Raw genomic sequence first — 23,633 nt, 5'->3', positions numbered from 1 at the left:
AATAGAAAAGCCATTGTATTTCTTAAATGAAATACAACGGCTTTTCTTGTTGAAATTTTATTTAAGAAATCCCTGTCAGCATCATAATACCGGGAATCCAGGTCGTGAAGATCCCACAAGCAATAGCAAAGTAATGGATCGATTTACCGAAGCGTACTTTGATGACAGCATCTAAAAATCCGCAGAACCATAAAACACCCCAAATCAACCAAATTAGAGCAAATATTGGATCACCTTCTATTTGCCAAGATATCCATGCAAAGGGAAGCGTGTTGATCGCAACAAATAGCGCGTAAATACCATAGATCCGCATATCTAAATCAAATAAATAGATAATTCCTACGAGTAGATAAGTAAAAGCAAATAAAAAACCCGTTCCTGCTTCATAATAGCTCCCTTGGATCGTATATAAAACATTGATAATAAAAGATAACGAACCGGTAAATAAATTAATCAAAGCTAACGAGCGATGATCAATATTCAATAAACTTCCCCATCCATTGATGATTAAGGTTATTCCTACAAAAAAAAGTCCAATTCCTAGCATAGTAGCCTCCTATTCTTAGCATTAGAATAACAAATTATTTTAATAAATAAAAGAGGTTCTTAAATTATGAGCTAAAAAAGCGAAGCACTTTTTTTTGGAAAGATCAAAAAATACTTCTTTCGACCCATGACGTAGTGCAAAAAATTAAGCATAATAGGAGTATAAAATCGAATGATTGAGGAGCGATCATCATGAATCAACGGGAACAAATTTTAACCTCCATAAAAAAAGGAATTTTAACGCCTGAAGAAGGCTTAGATTTTTTGGAACATCTTGAAACAACAGCATCAGAATCATTTACGGATAAGACGCTGTTTAAAACGGAGCAAGCAGAAGATGCCGCTGAACAAATTGAAGAAGAGGTCTTTCATGAAGAGCTAAATACTGAAGCGCCACAAGTGGACGCAACAACTTCTGAAGAAACTATTTTTCAACAATCTGATAGTGTGACGGATTTGATTGATGCTTGGGAAAAAGATTCATTTACAGCTGACTCAGCCGATCCTGTAACGAGTACGATGGAAGAATTTGATCAAACATTCGAACAAAAAAAAGCAGAGTTACGAACGTTGCAAGAGGAGTATCATGAATTGAATTTAGAATCGGAGTTAGGCATCATTACAAAAGAAAATGAACTTCGATACGAGCACATCCAATTACAAATCAAAGACTTGGAAAAAGAAATCCAAGGAATCAAAGATAGTTATGCAGCGTCGGAGGAAGATTTTTTTACTTCAACTTCTGATAAGAAGGAACAACCTGATTTTTTTGGAATACCAGATGACTTTGATGAACAATCTTATCGTCCAAGTGATCTGTTTGAAGAAGCACCACAGTCCTTTAACAATCGACTAGAGCGTTTTGTAGTTAAAGCTTCTAAGAAAGTAGAGACACTGGCTGATAAACTAAATAGGGAACAAGTTTGGAAAAATAGTAATCACAAATTTGGTTTCAAGAATGAATCGGCTACACAATTTAGCCGTCGTTTTTCATTTGATGACGTGTATGCAACAAGCATCGACATCAAAGTTGCTAAAGGAAAAGTTCAAATCAAAACGTGGGATAAACCAGATGTCGAAGTTGAAGCAAAGATCAAACTATTGGGTGAAATGGATCAAGCAGATCCCTTAGATGCCTTTCTTGAACGAAGCCAGATCGACATCGAGGATCATCAAATTTTGTTTCATGTCCCTAACAAACGCGTGGAGGCTCAATTGACCTTTTACCTACCGAAACGTCAGTATGATGAAACAATCATTCGTATGTTATCTGGCGATGTATCAATTGAGGGTTTAACGAGTGGACTATTATCGATCAAGTCAACGTTAGGTGATCTCATGATCAAAGAATCTGACGTTTCAAGACTCAAAATCAAAGGAACCACGAATAAAATTGAAATCCTAACTGGACAAATAGCTGATGCAGAAATCGAAACTGTCGATGGCAAGATTATTTCAAAAGCTGTGGTAAGTCATTTAGCCGCGTCGTTGATTAACGGAGATATCAAACTGACCTTGGGAAATGAGTCATTAAGGACACTGACTGCTCATACGATCAAAGGGGATGTCAAAGTTGCCTTACCGAAAACGGTTGGTATCGAAGGAACGGCTAAAACAGTTAGTGGAACGATCAACGAACGCTTTGATGATTATGAAACTGTTTTTGAACGCAATGAACGTACACAAAAGATTTTCCATTTTCGTAGAGTTGCTAAAAAATCAGCAATCGTAGATGTTTCTTCAAAAGCCGGGAGTGTCTATTTAAAAGATTACGAAGGAAGGTAGTTAGTTATGAATAAAAAATTGACTAAGTCATCAACGAATAAAGTTTTAACGGGAACGTTAGCCGGATTGGCTGAATATTTTGGGATTGATCCAACGATCGTACGGGTCGCATTTGTTGTTGCGATTTTTATTTTTGAGGGTACGCCAATCCTACTCTACCTTTTATTTGCGATGTTGATGCCTAAAAAAAATCGAAGCAGGAAAAATTTTGATAAGGATTCGTTTCAACAAACAAGTCAATCTACTAAAAAAGAAAGTGATTCAGAAGATAAGTGGAGTGATTTTTAGATGAATCTGATGCTCGTTCAATCATTTCAGATTGAACGAGCATTTTTTTCGTAAATTATAATAATTTCCATCTTTTTTGAGCAAATGATAATACTTCAAATTATTCAAAAAAACTGGTAGCATAATAGGATAAGTAGGCAGTTAGTTTGAATGGGGTGTAATTGATGAGAAGTGAGCTATTTGATTTGTTGGAAAAAAGAAATCGGGTGAGCTGTTCACTGATCGAACTTTTTCAATTAGAAGATGATTGGTTGGAAGTAAAAGATATCAGTTTAAATTTAGATATCAGTGATCGCAGTACGCAGAGGTACATTCATTACTTAGAAGAAGTGATTGATGAATATAACGATAGCGAAGAGAAACATATCAAAATGCATTACGAAAAATTTAAAGGAATCAAATTTGAGTTTGAAGATTCTTCGATTGAACAATTAAAACTTTATATTATCAGTAATGATGAAAGTTTGAAAGTATTGATTGATTTATGTTTACTACGAACCGATGTAATAAAAAAATACTCAGAAAAGAATTTTATCAGTGTATACTCGATCAAAAACTCCTTAAAAAAAATCGAACCATTATTGCGTTCCTTTAAAATTACTGTCGATTCAGGAAAGTTAACTTTTGTCGGCGAAGAAAAATATATTCGGATTTTTATTTATAGTATTTTGTGGTCGCTTTACAAAAATGATAGTTGGCCTTTCCAATATATTGATGAAGGTCGATTGTATAAATCAATCGATAGCATCGAAAAGAGTATGGATCTTACTTTTACCGACATCCACAAAAAGCAAATGACATATTTCATGGCGATTTGTTTGATTCGTAATCGAAAGAAAATGTATATTGAAGACTTTAAAGAATGGGAAGACTATGTAAACGTTGAGTCATTACGCAAAAATGAAGAAATTATTATCAAAGGCATGAACAATTATCAAATTTTCTCAAGTAGTGAGATCATCTTCATTTTAGTTGTGATGGAAACCAAACATCGGATGTACAAATCAGATGATATCAAGGAACGAGTACTAAAATATCATAAAAAGCGCCATTCAGATGTTTACCAATTAACCACATTAATAGTAGAAAAGTTTCAACAAGATTTTTCCCTATTCCGGAAGAAAGTATCGATATTTTCTTTACCTATTGCTTCTGTAGCCATTTACAATGCCGCATTTTTCCAGGGATCAATTTTGACTTAGAAGGCTATGATATTTTTGGTCATTCAGATACTTCTCGCAACTTGATTAAAAAATTACATCAATTCCTGGATGAGATGAAAGACGAATCAAATCAAGTGATGCTTGAGCAAGAAGAGTTTTTGATCAAAAAATACTTACCGCTATTTTCTTATTATGAAAGCTCAACGATTTATGAACCACAAATCGAATTGGTGATTGATTCTGATTTGCCCTTCTTAGTGCGTGAAGGATTGAAGAAAAGACTGCAAGGTCAATTTGAAGAACGCTTCAATTTAAAAATGACAGAGTCTGTTCCTGAGAATCAGGACAACTATCTAGTCATTACGAATATGCCCTCTTTAAATGAAGAAGCAAAAAATGTTTGTGTGATTGAATCCCCATTACGTCACGGTGATTTCCAATTGATTGAAAAAAAATTAGCTGAAAAGCTAGAACAACTGTATCGTGAAAAATAAAAGAACTAAAAACACAGCCTTCATTTAGGGTGTGTTTTTTTTGTGCCAAAAGTCCCAATAATATAATAGAAGAAAAATTTAAGTAATTGAAAAAAAGGTAGGTTCAAGGACGCTATAAAACAATAATTTTAGCGTAAAAAAAACGTCGGATTATCAGACAATACTTGTTATTATTGCTGGCACTAAATGCATTATTCTATATTCAACAAGGAAATAACAAAACAAACGGAGGTCGATAAAAAAGTAATCACAAAAGAGAGAACAATAAGGAAATAAGATAATGAGGGGGAAAAGACAATGAGGGAAACAATCAACCTGATTAAACAATTAGTGAATGGAGGTATTTTATCCGCGTTCAAAAATAGTGAAGTGGCCCGACAATTAAAATATTGAAAATTGAAAGAAGTGACACATGATGCAAGCCTTACTAGAGTACTGGAGTGACATGTTCAAATGGAATTATACAGCAACGAGAAAGCAGTATTGGATTCCAACTATCGTCTACAGTATCTTATATAACATTTTATTCTATAGCACTGGGATCGCTGTTACAGGATTTTCGTATATCGATTTTTCAACGACTAATTCATTTGTAGCAGCTTTAGGGGTTGTCTTCTTCATAGCACAATTCACGCTGACAACTCGACGGTTGCATGATACAAATCGTTCTGCCGCTTGGATCTTACTTGGATTGATCCCAGTCATTGGTTGGATCGCATTAATCGTTATACTATGCCAGCCCACAAGAACATACGAGAATCGAACATTTGCAACATACTTAAATCAATCAACACGTTAAACATAAAAAAAGGAGGGTCACACCATGACCAATTATGAAAAAAAAGAAATCAAAGTAGTAGAAACCATCGCAAAAACATTAGAAAAATTAGATACAGAATTATCAAAATTAGATTCATTAGAAGAAGGAACAAAAAAACATCCAATCAAAAAGTGGTTTGCAGAAAAGAAAGCACTTCATGAAATCAAGCATATCTTGCATGAAGCAAATCGTTATGAAAAATACGATGAAAAGGAAATGGTCAAGTTTGAATCCTACATTGATTCATTAAACATTTAAAAAAATAGAAAGTAGCTGACACGATGAAGAAAAAATTGATGAAAACAGGTTTTAGTTTAGGAATTATGACTTTAGGAATCGTCATTTTAGGTAAAAAAACAGGATTACTTGAAAATGATGCACACTTATACGATGAATATGATTCAACAAAATAGGTAATTGTAATGTAAAGGAGAATGAAACGATGCAAAAGAAAAAAGCAATCATGATCGGCGCGGGAATCGCGAATATGGCCGCAGCTGTTTATTTAATCCAAGAAGGCAAATGGAAGGGTGAAGACATCACATTTTATTCACTTGATGCTCATGGATCAAATGATGGAGCACCTACAGATACTGTTACCGATGAATACTGGAATAAGAATCATCCAATGGAAAATTCAAAAGGCTATATCGCCCGTGGTGGACGGATGTTGAATTACCGTACGTACGTAGACCTGATGGATTTATTGAGCCGAATCCCATCTGCTACTGAAGCAAATATGACCGCAGAACAAGACACACGTGATTTTGATTCGAAACATCGGACATTTGATAAAGCGCGCCTTTTAGAAGGTGGAAAAGGAATCATTGATGGCGGTAAATTAGGATTTAACAATCTGGACCGTCAACTATTGACGGCTTTGATCGCAATGCCTGATTCAGAAGAAGAAAAATTGGATAACGTCACAATTGCAGAATATTTCAAAGAAGATACTCATTTCTTTGAAACGAATTTCTGGTATATGTGGGAAACAACCTTCGCTTTTAGAATCAATAGCTCGGCTCAAGAATTCCGTCGCTATATGCACCAAATGATTTATGAGTTTACTCAAATCGAGCATTTAGTCGGTGTTAACCGGACACGATACAATCAGTTTGAAAGTATCATGTTGCCATTGATCAATTATTTGAAAGAACAAGGTTGTAAAATTGTCTTGAACCGTTTAGTGACTGATTTTGATTTCAAACAAACGGAAATGCAAGATGAAATTACTGTAACGGGAATCAAAATGACCAATACGCTAGATGATAGTGCAGAATATATCACGGTAGATGAAGATACGGCCGTTTTATTCACCAACGGTTCGATCACTGATTCTGCAACTTTAGGTGATTATGACACGCCAGCGGCAGAAAATATGGATTATGGTGCTGCTTCAAGTTTATGGAAAAATATTGCTAATAAATTTTATAACGTAGGAAATCCAGACAAATTTTTTGCTGATCGTGATTCAAGTGAATGGGTCAGCTTTACACTGACAAGCAAAGACCATGTACTACTTAATGAAATTATTCGCATTACGACACAACAACCAGGAAATGCATTGAATTCATTTATTTCAACAACACCGATCACACCATTGGGACAAAAAGATGTCAATATGTCGATCGTGGTGCATCACCAACCGCACTTCACGTCGCAAAAACCAAATGAAACAGTTATTTGGGGCTACTTCTTGTATCCACGTCGTGAAGGAGAATTTATTACTAAGCCATATATTGAAATGACAGGGAAAGAAATGGCCCAAGAATTGATCGGTCAATTAGCGAAAGTCGATCCTGGTCCTGTGAACATTCGTGAAAAAGAAGACGCGATTTTGGCTGGGATCGTAAATAATATCCCTGTGTATATGCCTTATGCATCCGCTTTGTTCAACAATCGAGCAAAAACCGATCGACCAAAAGTAATTCCGGAACATTCAACGAATCTAGCTTTTACTGGAGAGTTTGTTGAACAACCGTACCAAATGATCTTTACAGAACAAAGTGCTGTTCGTTCAGGTGAAATCGCAGCGTTCCATTTTGCGGGTGTACCAATGTCTAAACTTGTCAAAACACCAAGATACGATAAAGACATCAAAACGTTACTAAAAGCAGGAAAGAAAATGTTTGATTAATAAAGGACTAAAGTGAAGCGGGATGATAGTATCCGATCATCCCACTTTTTCTATCAATTAAAAATATACATAGTAGTACTTCACTAGTGAAAGCAACTATTTAATGAAAGGTGTGAAACCAATGAAATTTGAAAAAAACAGTATCCAATATCGAGTGACATTAGATACAGAACATAATCAATTTATTGTTTATGATTTAGCCAATACAGAATTTTATGCGCAAGGTTCAACGATTGAACAAGCCGTTGCAGAATTAGAACGAATGGAAATTAATAGCTGATCAAAAATAGCGTCAGCGCCAACCATAGAGAGGAGCATGGGAATGCAACTATGTTTAGTTAGCCTGATTTTATTTTTACTAAGTATTGCAGGTATCTGGTTCTACTCCGTGAAGCAGCCCAACGATAAAATCAGAAAAAGTTTGAGGGTAGCAGCTGCGCTTCTTTTTGTTGCTTTTGCCTGCTTTTTACCAGTTCAACAACTTCAAAGTAAATTAACAACGATTTCTGAGGATTATATCAAACAAGAGCAACAACAATATAAAGAACAAAAGAAACAACAACAAATGATGGTTGATTATCAAAAGTAATGACCTTCATTTGTTGTTGTACCTTTAAGTGCTGAGAAAATATGGCGTATAGTCAGACAAAAGCCGACATAAAAGAAGAAGGATCGCTTTTATAATAAAAGAGTAGCAAGAAATAGAAAATAAGTATAAATAGAAAGAGGAATTCAAAATGAAAAAAGTAGCATTAGTCACATTTAAAGATTCAGCAGCAACCTATGAGGCCTTCTCACAAGTTAAAAAGATTGCCAAAAGCAACACTTTAGAAATTAGACAGGCGGCGGTAATTGAAAAAAATGCGAAAGGGACCAATTTTACGATGCAAGATAGCGTAGATTATGAAAGTGGTGATCGGGTGATCAAAACCAGTTTGATCGGAATGCTAGTGGGTATTTTAGCTGGCCCACTAGGTATATTGTGCGGTTGGATCATTGGGGATATCGCCGGCTTGAGTACGAACTATTTAAAGAATAAGAAAACTGTCACAGTATTCGATAAAATTGCTGGTGAATTGAAAGAAGAACAATTAGGTTTGTTACTTTATATCGATGAAACAGATCCAGCATTGTTAGATACGATGATTGTTGAAAAATTTGATGGTTCAATCGAACGCTTTGATTACACTGACGTAAAAGAAGATGTTTCAACTGCTCAAAAACATTTAGAAAAATAATCAAGTTTTTAACGTAAAGATAGAAAAGTAATCAGAAAAATTTAGGCGTAGAAAGAAATGTTTTCTGCGTCTTTTTACTTAAAAAAATTTCTCAAAATACATAAGAAGGTGCATGATGAAAAAAATGAATTTAGTCGTTGGGGGACTACTAACATTCTTGATCGTAATTTTATTTATTTTTCAAATTTTTCAAAATGATTTACCTGAAAGTACTGTGTTGGGTAGCACAACTTCAGAGACAAAAGCCGCTTATTTTTTAACTAGCAAAAAAAAGAATCCAGAACTTCCTCACGCGGTGTCAAATAAAGCGATGAATCTTTCAGCAGAAGATAATCAAACCTGTAAGGTTATCCAAAGTGAATGGAAAGATAATGACAATGAGAATGGTATACGTCCTAACAATCTAATGATCGAATTGATTGGGGAATCGAATGCAGCGATTACGCCCGTAGTTTTGAAAAATGAAGAGAATTGGACAATACAAGGAGGCGATAGTGATGAATGGACATTTACCGATGTAAAAGCCTATACACCAGCTGGTTATCGATTAAATTATGAGGTGATCCAACAAGAGCAACAAGCAGTCTTAATGTTAACACTAAATTATACGGGAGCTGATCCCGATACTGTAAAGATTGAAGGACGACAAATTTGGCAAGACGGTGATAATCAAGATGCCTTACGCCCACAGAGTATGAAAATCCGTTTATTAGCGAATGGAACAGAAGTTGCTTCTGAAAGAACGGGCGAACAAGAAGGGTGGCATTACTCTTTTACGAATCTCCCAAAATTGGATGCAACGGGCACTGAAATTAGTTATAGCTTATCGGGAGAGGAGTTGCCAGATTATAACACTACAAATGCAGCAAATATGCTAGTCAGTACATATATTCCTAAAACGACTACGTTTATTTTGGAAAAGAAATGGGAAGATGGAGAAAATCGAGCAAATGCACGTCCTGCAAACGTACAGATCCAATTATATGCTAATGATGAAAAATTTGGTTCTCCAATTACGTTAAATGATGCTAATCAATGGCAATATACCTGGGAAAATCTAGCCTTAAATCAAAAAGGTAGTGAAGTAAATTATACTGTTAAAGAAACTACCAATGTCCCATATTATACTAAAACAATTGAAGAAACCGATAAGAATACCGTTATCCTAACCAGTACATATGATTCTACAGTTAAAAATTAAGGAAGCGTTTTTTTTGCTGGTTCACCAAACTAAGATCGTGCGGGCGTTTAAAAACAAACTTTTTGACACGAAAACGTTCTCAACGTAGACTACAACAAACGATAAAAATCTATGCCTAAACAAAATTAGTAGATTGAAAAATATATTTATGATTTTGATATGGAGGAGATAAGAATGACCGAACGTATTTCATTGGAAAAAGCAGCGATTGATTTTAGTGAGGAAAATGCAAGACATCCGCGAATTTATGAAGTACCACCCGAAAAAGGTCGAGCTTTACTAGAAAAAGTCCAGTCATCAGACGTAGAAAAGGCCGAGGTCGAATTTACAGATCACCTATTGAATACAGGCTCTTGGGGTGAGATCAATGTCCGAGTACTACGTCCTAAAAATAGCACAGGCAAACTACCAGTTATTTTTTATATTCATGGTGCTGGTTGGGTGTTTGGTAGTGCAAAAACACATGATAAATTGATTCGAGAATTAGCAGTTCGAACAAATTCAATCATTGTTTTTCCTGAATACAGTTTATCACCAGAAGCGAAATATCCAACTGCAATCGAACAGAATTATGCGATTTTACAGCAACTGCCAGAAGTGTTAAAAGAACAATCATTCGATTTGACTCGTTTAACAGTGGCTGGCGACTCTGTTGGGGGGAATATGGCGACTGTTATGACGATCTTAACGAAACAACGTAACGGATTACCGATTAAACAGCAACTTTTATACTATCCGGTGACAGATGCTAATTTTGATACAGAATCCTACCGACAGTTTGAAGAAAATTATTATCTTACTAAAGAAGGCATGGAATGGTTCTGGAATCAATATACAACAAGCGAAGAACAACGAGCAGAAATTACAGCATCCCCCTTACGAGCATCATTAGAAGAATTAAAAGAATTGCCTCCTACTTTGATCATTAATGCGGAAGCAGATGTCTTAAGAGATGAGGGCGAGGCTTATGCTCGAAAATTAAGAGCAGCAGGCGTGGAAGTTACACAAGCTCGTTTTCAAGGTGTTATCCACGATTTTGTGATGATCAATGCCTTAGATCAAACGAATGCTGCTCGTGGAGCAATGACCTTATCAAGTGAATGGTTAAAACAGCAAAATAGTAAATAGTTATTTTTAAAAGACTCGATCACTGATCGGGTCTTTTTTTGTTGTTATTAAATGGGCGAGGTAAAAAAATTTTAATAGCGAAATAAATGGATAGTTTTGTCCTTTTTTCCGACAACAATTGCGATTTTTATTGGTCCCATCGAAGGTAAACTAGGGTTAACTTAAGAAACGAAAGGAAAATAAAAAAATGAAAAAACAACATACTATGTCTAAGTTTGCTTTTTTTGCAATGACAGCATCGCTATTTATTACTGTTTATGAGTATCCAACATTTGCAGTTGTAGGAAAGTCTTTGATATTTTATCTGTTGCTATGTGGGTTGGGTTGGTTTCTTCCAGTCTCTCTTTGTTCCGCAGAACTAGCGACCATTGAGGGATACCAAGAAGGAGGAATCTACAGTTGGGTAGGAAAGCCATTAGGTGAAAAATATGGCTTCGCTGCATTGTTCTTTCAGTGGTTTCAAGTCACAGTTGGTTTTGTTACGATGATTTACTTCATTGTTGGAACCCTTTCTTACGCACTAGAGATACCGGCAATGAATAATGATCCTGTATTTAAATTCTTATCCGTCGTGGGAATATTTTGGATCTTGACCTTTTTACAATTAAGAGGAACAGAAACAACTGCTAAGTTAGCTAAATATGGTTTCAGCATTGGGATCATACTTCCAGTCTTAGTATTGTTTGGTTGTTCGATCAAGTACTTTATGAGTGGACATTCCATCTCACCACATTTCACCCACTCATCATTTTGGCCAACAAAAGCAACGATTGGTTCATTGACATCCTTTGTTTTAGCCTACATGGGAGTTGAAGCCTCGGCTACTCATTTTTCTGATTTAGAAGATGGCAAGAAAAACTATCCCAAATTATTGATGCTTTTAGTAATTGTCGGGATCGTGATGAGTACGATCGGCGGAAGTGTTGTTTCAATGGTCTTAACAGGCGATATTTCTTCAAATGAAGGAGTGATGGATACCGCAACAAAATTGATCTCACCAGGACATGTCAGTTTCTTTGTTAAAATGATTGGTTTCCTAACATCCTTTGGAATTTTAGCTCAAGTTAGTTCATGGATCGTCAGTCCAACTGAAGGGCTACAATTTGCAGCTACTAAAAATTTATTACCAAAAAAATTAGCTGAAAAAAATGCGAATGATGTTCCGGTAAGAATCTTAATGATCCAGGGTGTTATCGTCACTATTTGGGCCGCATTATTAACTTTTGGTTCTAGCGGTTCAGGTGGGAATGTTGGTTTTCAAACAGCGATTTCATTAACAGTATTGATTTACTTAAGTGCCTATATTTTATTCTTTGTTTCATACTTTGTTATCTTACGTAAACATAAAACGTTAGCACGGGAGTTTCAGATTCCCGGTGGAAATTTGGTCAAAGGGATTGTAGCGGGAGTCGGGTTACTGATTTCTATTGCGGCAGTATGTACAGCCTTTATTGTACCTTCAACGGTCCCAAGTAGCGAAAGTCATCTTTACTTAATCAGTTTATTAGCAGGATTTATTGTGACTTTAGCAATTCCATTTGTCTTCTATCATTTTTATGCTCGTCCGAAAAAAAAGAGTGCAATAATTGAAAGTGGTGAACAAGCTTGAAAATGGTAAAAAATGAGTTCAAAAATCTTTTAAAGAATAAAATTCTCTTGATATCAGTCATAGCAATCACATTTATCCCAATTATTTATACCTCTGTTTTTGATAAATCCTTATGGAACCCTTATGGCGGAATCAAAGATTTACCGGTGGCTGTAGTCAATGAGGATGAAAATGTCGAGATGATGGGTCAAAAAGTAAATGTTGGTGAACAGGTAATTGATAATTTGAAAAAAAATCATGATCTAGATTGGCATTTTGTTAGTAAGAAACAAGCTGAAAAAGGGATGAAGGATATGGATTACTACACCATAGTCACTTTACCAAAAGACTTCTCGGCTTCAGCAGCAAGTGTGATGAATAATGATCCTAAAAAAATGGAGATCACTTATACAACTAACGGTTCGTACAATTATATAGGAAAAGAAATTTCTGAAGTTGCTGCGAATGAGTTAGAAATGAAAGTTCGCGATCAAGTAGTGAAAGCCTATGTCAGTGCCGTAGATGGTGAGGCAAGTAAAATGATCGGTTCGCTAGAACAAGCAGCGGATGGTTCTAATCAACTGTCTTCAGGAACCAATCAATTAGCAACCGGTATTGGTCAATACACAAACGGTGTTTCTGAAGCGGATAGTGGTTCAGCAAAACTTGCCGCAGGTACCGCAGAATTAGCCGCTGGTGTGGGTCCATTATCTAGTGGTGTCGCCCAGTTAGATGCAGGTTCAGAAAAATTGAGTACGGCGTTAAATAGTATTGAAAAAGTCGTAGATACCAATAAAACGAAAATTTCGGAAATCGATGGTGGAATGGCAACATTATCCGATGCTGCTCAATCAATGGCTACGTCGTTACAAAATTTTGAGAATAATTTGAATCCGGAGGTTCGGACACAACTAAGTAGCCAAATCAAAGCAGCACAAGCACAACTTAGTGAGTTAGTCACAAATTCTGAGGAATTGAATCAAGCTTCAGTTGATGCCTCGCAATTAGAAAAACAAAATCAAGAAATATCAGCAAAATTGCAAACTTTAACCGGTGAAATTGGGTCGGTGAACAATACAATCAATAGTCAAATCAATAGTTTGATTCAAGGAAATGAAGAATTATCTGAGGCTTCAAAATCGGCATTGATTCAAAACATCAATCATGTAGTTGATAGCAATCTAGCAACGGCCGAACAGTCAATCGATAACAAAGTGAAAGATGTCAATAATAATTTGACCGCCTTATCCCAACTTACAGCGACACTTGCTCAGCAAGCAAATGAAGTAAGTAATGTTACTAGTAGTATGGCAAAGAATACTAAAAATATCCAAACAACTTTTGATGAAGTAGAAAAAGGCAGTCAACAAATTGAGGCAGCAGTCGGACTTGTTCCTACGTCAATCGATGCACAGACGGTTGTTACACAACTCAATCAACTGAGCGCAACACTTAGAACGGCGTCGAATGATATCCCAACTGCACTTTCAGCAGTACAACAATTAGCTTCAGGCAGTACCCAATTAACCAATGGGCTAGGTGAATTAGAAGCTAAGATTCCGACCCTAAGTAGCGGTGTCAGTCAATTGAATTCTGGTTCGGTTCAACTAGAAAATGGATTGAATGAATTAAATGGAAAATCACCAGAATTAGTTTCCGGTGTCACTAAATTAAAACAAGGTGCTGCAGAATTAGCTAGCGGGTTAGATTCTGGTGTCGATAAAGCTGAAAGTATAAAAATTACTCATAAAACAATCAATCAATTTACGAATCCAACTAGTTTAAAAAATGATCGTTACACTAAAGTGAATAATTATGGGGAAGCATTAGCACCATACATTTTATCATTAGCATTGTTTGTTGGTTGTATGCTATTTAACTTCGTCTATCCAGTTAGAAAGTCTTCTATGGATGGTCAGTCTAGTAAAGCTTGGCGCTTTATATCACCGCCTTAGTAACTGCTTGGTGTTATATGTCGATCGTTATGTTTTTAGCAATGACTTTTGATAATCCTGGACGGTTTGTCGCAATGATTTTACTCGTATTGCAATTAGGTGGCGCAGCAGGAACGTTCCCAATTCAAACACAAGGGAAATTCTTCCAAATCATCCATCCGTTCTTACCGATGTCATATTCATTGTATGCTTTTAGAAATGCAATTGCAGGTGGTATCAGCAACGCACTAGTAACAAAAAGTTTCACCGTTATGATCGTACTGATCATTGTCTTCTTAACACTATTACGTCTATCAATGGATTATTTGCAAAAACATCATTTAAGAGATGTCTCATTATTGAATGATAATCAAGAATTATTGGCTTTAGAAGTAGATGATCAATCCCGTTTATCATCACAGATTCAAGCGAATATTAAAAAAGAGAATGCGGAAAGCGAGGAAAAGAAACATGAATAATGCTAAACAGTTTTTTAAGTCATATCGGTTTCTACAGCTTTTGACAGGGCTCATTTATTTGATCATGGCGGTATTGGCAATGAGGTATACAGAAAGGACTATTATCCAATCGGTTCAGCTAGTCGGAATATTTTCATTGATCAAAGGCTTCTTTGAATTAATGAATCGCAAAAAAATCGCATTGCGAACACAACGTAATCAGTATTCCGCATTGATCATTGGATTCGTTGATATTTTGATTGGACTGATTCTTGTGGTGAATACGACGCTGGATGTCACTAGTTTAGCAATTCTGTTTGGTGTTTGGTTCATCTGTGATTCCGTCATCTCTTTCTTCATGTTAGATTTAGCGAAACTGATCGCAATGCCGTACTATTACATTTCATTGATCGTTGACTTGGTGGGCTGTATGATCGGTTTGCTGTTACTTGTCGGCGGAGAATCATTGATTATCAATATCCCATCACTGATTGGCAATTACTTCCTGCTATTTGGTTTCACCAAATTGATTGGCGGTGTCATCAACCGAGAAGATTTACATTCAGTTAAATAGATAAAAAAAAGAAACCATTTTATTGGTTTCTTTTTTTATCTGAATCAGTTATTTAAAACATATTTTTGGCGGTGAAAACGACAAGATCTATCCAATTTACCCAATATTTTTCTAATAGAATAGTTCTTGTAAGAAAGAGATAAAACAAATTAAACATTACTTTTAGAGCTAGTTGTTCTAGTTGGTAATTTTTAAGAGCTGTTTATACTTGCTATTGTTTTATTTTTAAAAATTTCTGTCAATAAAAAATAGTTATTTAAAGAACTTATCACGGACTGAAAAATGACGAAAAAAACGACAACATCTAAACATTTTGTCTAGTCATTATCCACTAGAATAGTTCTTGTAAGGTAGAGAAAAGAGGAGAAATGGCCAATGTGTACAAGTATTTTCATAGCAACTAAAGACAACAAACATCTTTTAGCACGAACAATGGATTTTTCATACCCACTAGGAGCTTCACCACTATATATACCTAGAAATCATACATGGAGCTCAGACAGTGATCATAAAAGTTGGCAAAATAGTTTAGGATTTCTCGGTACTGGAGAACAATTAGAAGACAACTACTTTGTGAGTGATGGAGTGAATGAAGCCGGGATTTCAGTAGCTGAACTTTATCTTCCCGGTGAAGTTGTTTATCAAAAAGAGATCGATCCAGCAAAGCTGAATTTTCGCCCGCATGAATTTATCATGTGGATCCTTGGAAATGTTCATTCTTTAGATGAGTTAAAAAAGCAGTTAGAAACAATTAATTTAGTCAATCAACCCGTCCCTGAACTAGGATTCATTACACCTTTGCACTGGATCATTACGGATGCAAATGGTCGATCAGTAGTGATTGAGCCAACAGAAACGACGCTTCATTTTAAAGAAAATCCGGTGAACGTAATGACGAATACACCGACTTTGGAATGGCATATTCAAAACTTACGAAATTATCTAAACGTGCAACCAATGCAATTTGCTCCAGTGGAATTCGGAGATTATGAAGCGCAAGCTTTCTCACAAGGCACTGGAACATCTGGACTTCCGGGAGGATATACACCACCTGAACGTTTTGTCCGTGCGGCTTTCTTCAAAGAAAAAATTGATGAGGCAGCTAATGAAGATGAAGGTGTAATGAATGCTTTGAACATTTTAGAAACCGTTAGTATTCCCAAAGGAATTGTGGTTAAGCAAACAGGAGAAGAAGATTACTCCCAATTTATCAGCATCATGTGTAATGAAAGTCAGACACTTTACTACAAAGACTATGCCAGTAACGGGATCACAAAGGTCTCAATGACCGAAGAATTATTGAATCAAACAGATGTAAAAATCTTTTCTGTAGATAGAACGCCTGTATATAAAAAAGCAAACTAAACTTAGGAGGAAATTATTATGAATAACAATATTCCATTATTTGGATCTAAACAAGCAGAAGGAAATGTCATTTTAAAAAAATTGAATCAGGAGTCAGTCGAACCTGAATTAGCATATCGTTTGATCAAAGACCAATTGATCGATGAAGGCGATGCACGACAAAATATGGCAACATTTTGCCAAACTTATATGGAACCAGAAGCCACTAAATTAATGTCAGAGACATTTGAAAAAAATGCAATTGATAAATCAGAGTATCCAAGCACCGCAGAAATTGAAGAATCATGTGTCAATATCATTGCTGATTTGTGGAATGCTCCAGATGAGGATAAAAAAATCGGGACTTCAACTGTTGGCTCTAGTGAAGCATGTATGCTAGGCGGAATGGCGATGAAATTCAGATGGCGTGAAGAAGCTCGTAAACGTGGGGTTGATGTCATCAATCAAAAACCTAACTTAGTTATTTCATCTGGCTATCAAGTATGCTGGGAAAAATTCTGTGTCTACTGGGATATCGAAATGCGTACCGTTCCGATGGATGAACAACACATGAGTATCAACATCGATAAAGTAATGGATTATGTCGATGATTATACAATCGGTATCGTTGGGATTCTAGGAATTACCTACACTGGTAAATATGATGATATCAAAGCATTAGATGCAAAAGTTGAAGCCTACAACCAACAAACTGGTCGTGAACTAGGCATCCATGTCGATGGTGCCAGCGGTGCTATGTTCGCACCATTTGTTTTCCCAGATTTAGAATGGGATTTCCGTTTGAAAAATGTGGTTTCGATCAATACTTCAGGGCACAAATACGGATTGGTTTATCCAGGTATCGGCTGGATCGTCTGGAGAGACCGTAAATATTTGCCAGAAGAATTAATTTTTAATGTTAGTTATCTTGGTGGAAGCATGCCGACGATGGCAATCAATTTCTCTCGCAGTGCCAGCCAAATATTAGGCCAATATTACAACTTCTACCGTTTTGGATTTGATGGATATAAAGAAATCCATTTACGGACTCAAAAAGTTGCTATGAAAGTCGCTCAAGCCGTTGAAGATACTGATTTATTCGAAATTTACAACAATGGCGCAAATATTCCAATCGTCTGCTATAAATTAAAAGAAAATCCAGACATTGCTTGGAATTTATATGATTTAGCTGATCGTTTGCAAATGAAAGGCTGGCAAGTTCCGGCATATCCATTACCAGAAGATTTAGATGAGGTAGTGATTCAGCGATTCGTTTGTCGCGGCGACTTTGGAATGAATATGGCAGATGCGTTGATTCGCGATTTAAATGCCTCAATCACAGAGTTAAATAAAGCCAATGTTTCAATGCATGCTAACGAAGGACCACATACTCAAGGGTTTACCCACTAAGGAGGAATAAAGAAGATGAAGACTTTAGCTTTGATTACGTATAAAGAAAATGCAACAGCTTATGAAGCACTTTCTAAATTAAAAACGTTAAATAACTGTAACACGATGAAAGTCAAACAAGCGGCGGTGATTGAAAAGAATCAATCAAATTCTGAAGTGACGATTAAAGACAGCTTGGATTTCCAAAGTGGGAATCGAGTAGCTACTGGTGGTTTGATCGGAATGATCGTAGGAATTCTAGGTGGACCATTAGGTGTTTTATCCGGCTGGATCATTGGTGATTTAGCAGGTGTTGGGACAAACTATGTAAAAACCAAAAAGAATACAACGATTTTTGATACAGTCAGTCAAAATTTAGCACCGGGTGCTTCGGGATTGATTATTTATATGGAAGAATCCGATGAAACATTGATTGATAGTGTTTTAGTAAATGAATTAGCTGGCTGTATTGAACGTTTTGATTATCAAGATGTAAAAGAAGATATTGATCACGCAAATGAATATATGGAGGAGAATTAAGATGAAAGTAAACAAACAATTAGGATTAGCAGCAGCAACTTTAGGAATGGTCGTATTATTAGGAGCATGTGGAAAAACAGAAGATGCTGGAACAGTCGTAGGTGAAACAGGTTCAGAAACAGTCTACACAGACAGCTCAGGTGATGATGTAGCTGTGGGTGAAGAAACATTAAAAAATGACGGTTATTTCAAACAAATCGTCACTGATGGGATCAATCCTAAGGTAAAAGATATCGTATCCTATGATACTCAATTCAGCAGTTCAGATTGGGATAAAATCAAATTTGACGTGGATCATGCCAAATTAGTAACGGTAAAAGATTTCAAAGATGAAGATGGCGATACGTATAAAACATTAGTATCATTGAACTATAAATTAGATATTGAAGATACGACGGATAAATACATTATGCCAGATCATGCGGAAGTAGAATTAAGTGATGGCAAGAAAGTTGATGCAGACTTCTTCATGGATATCTTTGATGATGAATTCTCAACGACGGACAAACATAAAGATGGCTTTATTCACTTCAAGATTAAAGACGAACAAAAATTAAAAGAAATCAAAGCAATAGATGTGACATTTAGAGCCAAAACAGACTCAAATGATGAAACAACTCATACGTATAAAATTGATTTTCCTTTAGAAGCAGAAGAATAAAAAATAGGAATCATCTAGATATAAAAAGAGTCGCTTTAAAACTTAGTGTTTAATGCGACTCTTTTTTTAGAGGTGATTCCTAGGGTGTCATTCAAGTAATAAAAACTAATTAAATGTAATCACCGATATAAGAATATTTTGGCAGATTAATGAAATCATAGGTACGTAAATCTTCAACCTGCCTAGTAAAAGCATGCAGCGATTCTGTCAACATGATATTGACTCTATCACCTATAGTAAGCAAACCAATCACGGGTTTTTGTAACATTGTTGCTATTCCGATCTCATAAGCTATTCCAGGATCAGTAATACCATGGTCATAATCTAAAAGAGCAACCAAACAATCAGCAGTTTTTATATGATGCATATCTTTTAAATAAGTTTCTTTGGCCCATTGAGGAGTGAATTCTTCAAATTCACCTGCTTGATCAAGGCGAGGAGAGTGAAAAGTATCAACGGTTGGATTATTTTTTAGAGCAGTTTCTACTTTTTCGATTAATTCGATTTGTTCTGCGGAAAAGAATGGACCAGCTAAATAAATTTTCATTTAGGCCACCTCTTTCATTTCAGCTAATTGCGTACTGATTTGATCAATAAATTCTTCATCCGCCGCATGAATCAAAAAATCAACTAAGGGCTTATAGAAGCCATCAATATCTAAAATTCCAATTGGTTTTTTAGGAATCAAACCAATGGAAATCGAACAAAGAACTTGAGATAGTTCTTCTAATGTTCCTAAGCCGCCGGGTAAAATCAAATAAGCATCTGATTTATTGATCAATAATTGTTTTCTCTCATCCATTGTCTCGGTATAAATAAATTCGGAAACTTCTTCTCGAGGCAATTCATCATCAAACAAGCCACGCGGATAAATCCCAGTTACATGACCATTTTTAGCAAGAACTCCGGTACTTACAGCACCCATTAAGCCACTAAATGATCCGCCATAGACCAAACCAAGTCTTTTTTCAGCCATATATTCGCCAATTTCTGTTGCTAAATTAGTATATTTTTTCTCTTTTCCGTAGCGTGCACCACAAAAAACAACTAATTTCATAAAATTACCACCTATCATTTTTCTTTGAGCATTTATCATAGCGCGAAAGAAAAAATAAAAAAGTCTATATATTGTATTTTTTTTGTGTTAATAATAATAGAGACACAATATATAGTGTTTATTTAAAACTTAGAATTTTTAATTATAAAAAAAGTCTAATTAAATTTATATTTTTGAATATTTACATTTATTTTCTGAAAAATAAATGTAGTTAAAATGATAAAAATGAGGAAATAAGAAATCTTTGGTGAATCGAGAAACAAATAAATGGAAATTGAATGTATTTCAGTTATGATAAGGACCGTCGCTAGTAACTTTTGGTTTGAAAAAAGGAGAACGCCTACTAATGAAAAATAAAAAAATGTTGTTGCTCGCTATCCCGATGCTCCTGATTGTCATTGGATTTGCTGGAAAAAATTATGCTGATAATATTATCAATTGGGGTGGTGAAGAAAATATCTCAACGATCAATAATAATTTAGACAAATTAAATACCTCATTAACAAATAAAGAAAAACAAATCGCTGAGTTGAATTCTAAATCAACGAATGCTCAATCGCAACTGACTGCGACTCAAACAAGTATCACTACGTATCAACAACAAATTACTGCATTGAAAACTGAAGGCACTCAATTGAACAGTGAAAAAACCAGTTTGGAATCACAACTAAATAGTAAAGATCAAGAAATTCAATCAAAGCAACAAGAAATCAATGATAAAATCAAAGAAATCGAACAAAAAACACAAGAAATCAATCAGAAAAATAATGAATGGAATGCTAAATTGCAAGAAGCACAAAGTAAAGCCAATACGCTACAGGATGCTGTAAATAGCTTAACGAATCAAATCAATACGGTAAACAATGAAAAAAGTTCATTGCAGGCGCAATTGGATACAACAAAACAACAATTAGCAAATTCAGAAAAAGAAAATTCTGATCTGAGAGACTATATCGCTAAATTGCAAAAAGCCAATGAAGACGTAAAAAATACTGCTGATAAATCACAACAAATTGTTGATCAACATCAATAAGACAAAAAAGCCGATCGAAGTGAAGTTCGATCGGCTTTTTTGTTCTTATAAATCTAAAACTAAATCATACCAAATTTCTCCAGCGTGTTGAGAACTTGAAATTCCTTCAACTTGATAACCATTTTTTTCATAAAAAGGGATCAGCTCCTTCAAACAGGTCAATGTGAGCCCGATTCGTTCCGCTTCACGAGAACGTTGAGCTAATTCGGTTAGCAAGGTACTAGCAATCCCCAATTTTTGATAAGCCGGAGCAACAACTAAACTTAGTATAGTTATAGTTTGGTATCCGCCAGTAGATGGATTAGGAACAGTTTTTTCAAACAGTTCATCGTAGAGATAACGCTCTGGAATCACTGGTCCAACAGCATATCCAATGGGCTGATCGTCTTCATTTACGACCAATAGAAAACTATCGTTGATCACTTGGATACGCTCGATCATGGCTTCTTTTGAAGCGGCTTCTGCGGGTGAAAAGCCTGATCGTTCAATTTCCATGATTTGTTCTAAATCCTGTATCAGTGGTCGTCTAAAAGAAAAATTCATCAATGTCACCTGGTTCATCAAAATTTCCAAGAAGGATTTATTTACTATAGCATATAATTCGAAATAACTATCGCCTCAAATGGGCGTAAAGTCATCACTTTAGTTAATTTCTGCTCGGGATAATTGGTTAAAATAATTTTATATTCTGCTTGCAGCCATCGATTAGGAAGGGTGACTACTTGAACTTTCTCACTTAAATTCACCAAAATTTTTGCTTTCTCCTGTGCGGTAGTTCTTGTATATGCCCAGACTTTCGGATGCTTTGGTAATTCAAGTTTGTAGTTGCCATCAGTAAATACAGACAACTCTTTTTTCAGCTTAATTAATTTCTTATAGTAATTAAGTGTGGAAGAGGGATCCTTTTGTTGACTTTCTACATTAATTTGATCCGCATTGGGATTAATCTTCATCCAGGGAATACTTTTAGAAAAAGCACCTGAAGCACCCCATTGCATAGGTGTTCTTGCGTGATCTCGAGCCCAATTTGTAGTTAGCTTAAGTGATTCAAGACTTGTGTAGTCTTTATCTAACCAATTTTGGTAAGCCATTAGTGAATCTGTCGCTCTGAGTTCGTCAATCGAACTAAATGGGTAATTGGTCATTCCGATTTCTCGGCCTTGATAAATAAAAGGCGTTCCTTTTAATAACATATAGGCCGTGGCAAGGGCCGTAGCGGATGCAGGAGTCTCATTACCAAAAATAGAATTACTCCGAGGGTTATCATGATTTTCTATATACAGAGCATTCCAACCTGAATTTTTTAAGCCAACTTGCCAACGGGACAACACCTCTTTTAGTGCTAACAAATCGCCTGTTTGCTTCCCTAAATCGCCAGTACGTTTTAGCTGTTCTAATTCAAATATCATGTCGATATACCCATTATCTTCGTTTGTCCAAAAAGCAGCCTGCTTACTTTTGACCCCACTAGCTTCTCCGACAGTCATAATATTATATTGATGAAATAGATCTTTCAGCTCAGTCATATAGTGTTCAATACCTGAAACATTAGAAAAAGGGGCCCATGGGTCGGTTTTTATCTTAAAATCCCAAGGTTCTTTTTGGATATGGCTAATCGCATCCAGACGAAAGCCATCGATCCCAAAATCGAGCCACCATTTAATCCTTTGATATATTTTTGTACGCATTTCGGAGTTTTTCCAATTTAAATCAGGCTGTCCTTTAGTAAAAATATGAAAATAGGCTTGTTTTGTTTTAGAGTCATAGGTCCAAGTAGATCCTCCGAAAAAACCTTGCCAGTCGTTGGGCATTTTTTCAGGCGTTGCATCCGCCCATAAATAAAAATTTCGATAAGGGTTATCAATGGATTTTTTTGCTTCAATAAACCAAGGATGCTGATCACTTGTATGATTAATTACTAAATCCATGATTATTTTAATATTGTGTTCATGTGCAATATGCAACAACTCTTTCAAATCATCTAATGTCCCAAATTCAGGATTTATTGATTTGTAATCGGAGATATCATAACCATTATCAATATTGGGACTTTTGTATATAGGGTTTATCCAGATAAAATCTATTCCTAATTCTTTCAAATAAGGAAGTTTACTTTGTATCCCTTTGATATCACCAATACCATCATTATTACTATCCATAAAACTTCGTGGATAGATTTGATAGCCTACAGCATTTTTCCACCATTTTGTCATGATTTAATCCTCAATTTCTACAGTGAATACATCCTATGGATT

At 35.6% G+C, this 23,633-nt stretch carries 27 protein-coding genes; 22 read left to right on the top strand and 5 right to left on the bottom strand.

All coding sequences use genetic code 11. From position 1 onward, the window contains the following. Positions 1-61: 61 nt before the first annotated feature. The gene (locus RV04_RS05035; RefSeq protein WP_071857376.1) at positions 62-547 is read right to left on the bottom strand and encodes an AmiS/UreI family transporter; all 486 of its coding nucleotides are present in this window, start codon (positions 545-547) and stop codon (positions 62-64) included. 191 nt (positions 548-738) lie between these two features. On the opposite strand from RV04_RS05035, the gene liaX reads away from it, so the two are divergent. The 21 genes from liaX to RV04_RS04940 all read left to right on the top strand — a co-directional run bounded on the left by liaX (position 739) and on the right by RV04_RS04940 (position 19,288). Next, entirely contained in the window at positions 739-2,331 is a 1,593-nt protein-coding gene (liaX, locus tag RV04_RS05030) for a daptomycin-sensing surface protein LiaX (protein ID WP_071857375.1), read from the top strand. 6 nt (positions 2,332-2,337) lie between these two features. After that, positions 2,338-2,619, top strand: a complete 282-nt coding sequence (locus tag RV04_RS05025) for a PspC domain-containing protein (RefSeq protein WP_071857374.1) — start codon at positions 2,338-2,340, stop codon at positions 2,617-2,619. Between the two features lie 164 nt (positions 2,620-2,783). Continuing rightward, on the top strand, positions 2,784-3,821 hold the full coding sequence (locus RV04_RS05020; RefSeq protein ID WP_071857373.1) for a helix-turn-helix domain-containing protein: 1,038 nt from the start codon (positions 2,784-2,786) through the stop codon (positions 3,819-3,821). Between the two features lie 74 nt (positions 3,822-3,895). Continuing rightward, positions 3,896-4,276 carry a hypothetical protein gene (locus RV04_RS13495; protein ID WP_071857372.1) on the top strand — a complete coding sequence of 127 codons (381 nt, stop codon included), beginning with the start codon at positions 3,896-3,898 and terminating at the stop codon, positions 4,274-4,276. Positions 4,277-4,688: 412 nt separating this feature from the next. Then, positions 4,689-5,075, top strand: coding sequence for a DUF805 domain-containing protein (locus RV04_RS05010; RefSeq protein ID WP_071857371.1), 387 nt, complete (start codon positions 4,689-4,691; stop codon positions 5,073-5,075). 24 nt (positions 5,076-5,099) lie between these two features. Beyond that, positions 5,100-5,354, top strand: coding sequence for a hypothetical protein (locus RV04_RS05005; RefSeq protein ID WP_071857370.1), 255 nt, complete (start codon positions 5,100-5,102; stop codon positions 5,352-5,354). A gap of 23 nt (positions 5,355-5,377) precedes the next feature. Next, positions 5,378-5,509 carry a methanol dehydrogenase gene (locus RV04_RS05000; protein WP_071857369.1) on the top strand — a complete coding sequence of 44 codons (132 nt, stop codon included), beginning with the start codon at positions 5,378-5,380 and terminating at the stop codon, positions 5,507-5,509. Next, positions 5,506-7,233 carry an oleate hydratase gene (locus RV04_RS04995; protein WP_281246544.1) on the top strand — a complete coding sequence of 576 codons (1,728 nt, stop codon included), beginning with the start codon at positions 5,506-5,508 and terminating at the stop codon, positions 7,231-7,233. The genes RV04_RS05000 and RV04_RS04995 overlap by 4 nt, the downstream gene beginning before the upstream one ends. A 121-nt stretch (positions 7,234-7,354) precedes the next feature. Continuing rightward, the gene (locus RV04_RS13200) at positions 7,355-7,513 is read left to right on the top strand and encodes a hypothetical protein (RefSeq protein ID WP_169818185.1); all 159 of its coding nucleotides are present in this window, start codon (positions 7,355-7,357) and stop codon (positions 7,511-7,513) included. Between the two features lie 42 nt (positions 7,514-7,555). Next, positions 7,556-7,822: a hypothetical protein gene (locus tag RV04_RS04990; RefSeq protein ID WP_071857367.1), complete on the top strand. Its 267-nt coding sequence runs from the start codon at positions 7,556-7,558 to the stop codon at positions 7,820-7,822. Between the two features lie 148 nt (positions 7,823-7,970). Further along, entirely contained in the window at positions 7,971-8,471 is a 501-nt protein-coding gene (locus RV04_RS04985; protein ID WP_071857366.1) for a hypothetical protein, read from the top strand. 115 nt (positions 8,472-8,586) lie between these two features. Beyond that, the gene (locus RV04_RS04980) at positions 8,587-9,672 is read left to right on the top strand and encodes a Cna B-type domain-containing protein (protein ID WP_071857365.1); all 1,086 of its coding nucleotides are present in this window, start codon (positions 8,587-8,589) and stop codon (positions 9,670-9,672) included. 174 nt (positions 9,673-9,846) lie between these two features. Further along, positions 9,847-10,800, top strand: coding sequence for an alpha/beta hydrolase (locus RV04_RS04975; RefSeq protein ID WP_071857364.1), 954 nt, complete (start codon positions 9,847-9,849; stop codon positions 10,798-10,800). A 187-nt stretch (positions 10,801-10,987) separates the two neighbouring features. Beyond that, complete coding sequence (locus RV04_RS04970) at positions 10,988-12,409, top strand: amino acid permease (RefSeq protein WP_071857363.1); 1,422 nt, start codon at positions 10,988-10,990, stop codon at positions 12,407-12,409. Positions 12,410-12,411: 2 nt separating this feature from the next. Beyond that, complete coding sequence (locus tag RV04_RS04965) at positions 12,412-14,343, top strand: YhgE/Pip domain-containing protein (protein WP_245791051.1); 1,932 nt, start codon at positions 12,412-12,414, stop codon at positions 14,341-14,343. Next, positions 14,319-14,801: a YhgE/Pip family protein gene (locus tag RV04_RS13490; protein ID WP_245791047.1), complete on the top strand. Its 483-nt coding sequence runs from the start codon at positions 14,319-14,321 to the stop codon at positions 14,799-14,801. Before RV04_RS04965 ends, RV04_RS13490 begins: the two co-directional genes overlap by 25 nt. After that, positions 14,770-15,354: an HdeD family acid-resistance protein gene (locus RV04_RS04960; protein ID WP_342741673.1), complete on the top strand. Its 585-nt coding sequence runs from the start codon at positions 14,770-14,772 to the stop codon at positions 15,352-15,354. Before RV04_RS13490 ends, RV04_RS04960 begins: the two co-directional genes overlap by 32 nt. Positions 15,355-15,729: 375 nt before the next feature. Then, positions 15,730-16,719, top strand: a complete 990-nt coding sequence (locus RV04_RS04955; protein ID WP_071857361.1) for a choloylglycine hydrolase family protein — start codon at positions 15,730-15,732, stop codon at positions 16,717-16,719. 18 nt (positions 16,720-16,737) lie between these two features. Then, positions 16,738-18,108, top strand: a complete 1,371-nt coding sequence (gene gad / locus RV04_RS04950) for a glutamate decarboxylase (protein WP_071857360.1) — start codon at positions 16,738-16,740, stop codon at positions 18,106-18,108. Positions 18,109-18,123: 15 nt separating this feature from the next. Then, the gene (locus tag RV04_RS04945; RefSeq protein WP_071857359.1) at positions 18,124-18,627 is read left to right on the top strand and encodes a hypothetical protein; all 504 of its coding nucleotides are present in this window, start codon (positions 18,124-18,126) and stop codon (positions 18,625-18,627) included. A 1-nt stretch (position 18,628) separates the two neighbouring features. Beyond that, positions 18,629-19,288 (top strand): hypothetical protein, encoded by a 660-nt coding sequence (locus tag RV04_RS04940; protein WP_071857358.1) that lies wholly within the window; start codon positions 18,629-18,631, stop codon positions 19,286-19,288. 109 nt (positions 19,289-19,397) lie between these two features. On the opposite strand, the gene RV04_RS04935 is transcribed toward RV04_RS04940, so the two are convergent. Together RV04_RS04935 and RV04_RS04930 are read right to left on the bottom strand one after the other, a co-directional pair. Further along, positions 19,398-19,835 carry a nucleoside 2-deoxyribosyltransferase gene (locus RV04_RS04935; RefSeq protein ID WP_071857357.1) on the bottom strand — a complete coding sequence of 146 codons (438 nt, stop codon included), beginning with the start codon at positions 19,833-19,835 and terminating at the stop codon, positions 19,398-19,400. Further along, positions 19,836-20,345 (bottom strand): LOG family protein, encoded by a 510-nt coding sequence (locus RV04_RS04930; protein ID WP_071857356.1) that lies wholly within the window; start codon positions 20,343-20,345, stop codon positions 19,836-19,838. 346 nt (positions 20,346-20,691) lie between these two features. Here RV04_RS04930 and RV04_RS04925 point away from each other — a divergent pair, with 346 nt between their 5' ends. Next, positions 20,692-21,378, top strand: a complete 687-nt coding sequence (locus RV04_RS04925; protein ID WP_071857355.1) for a DNA-directed RNA polymerase subunit omega — start codon at positions 20,692-20,694, stop codon at positions 21,376-21,378. A 45-nt stretch (positions 21,379-21,423) separates the two neighbouring features. On the opposite strand, the gene RV04_RS04920 is transcribed toward RV04_RS04925, so the two are convergent. Beyond that, positions 21,424-21,921 carry a GNAT family N-acetyltransferase gene (locus tag RV04_RS04920; protein ID WP_071857354.1) on the bottom strand — a complete coding sequence of 166 codons (498 nt, stop codon included), beginning with the start codon at positions 21,919-21,921 and terminating at the stop codon, positions 21,424-21,426. 44 nt (positions 21,922-21,965) lie between these two features. Then, the gene (locus RV04_RS04915; RefSeq protein ID WP_071857353.1) at positions 21,966-23,591 is read right to left on the bottom strand and encodes a glycoside hydrolase family 13 protein; all 1,626 of its coding nucleotides are present in this window, start codon (positions 23,589-23,591) and stop codon (positions 21,966-21,968) included. Positions 23,592-23,633: the final 42 nt, after the last annotated feature.

The sequence above is a fragment of the Enterococcus hermanniensis genome (assembly GCF_001885945.1).
In the GTDB taxonomy this organism is placed as follows: Bacteria; Bacillota; Bacilli; order Lactobacillales; family Enterococcaceae; genus Enterococcus_A; species Enterococcus_A hermanniensis.
This window is presented reverse-complemented; position numbering and strand designations above follow the sequence as displayed.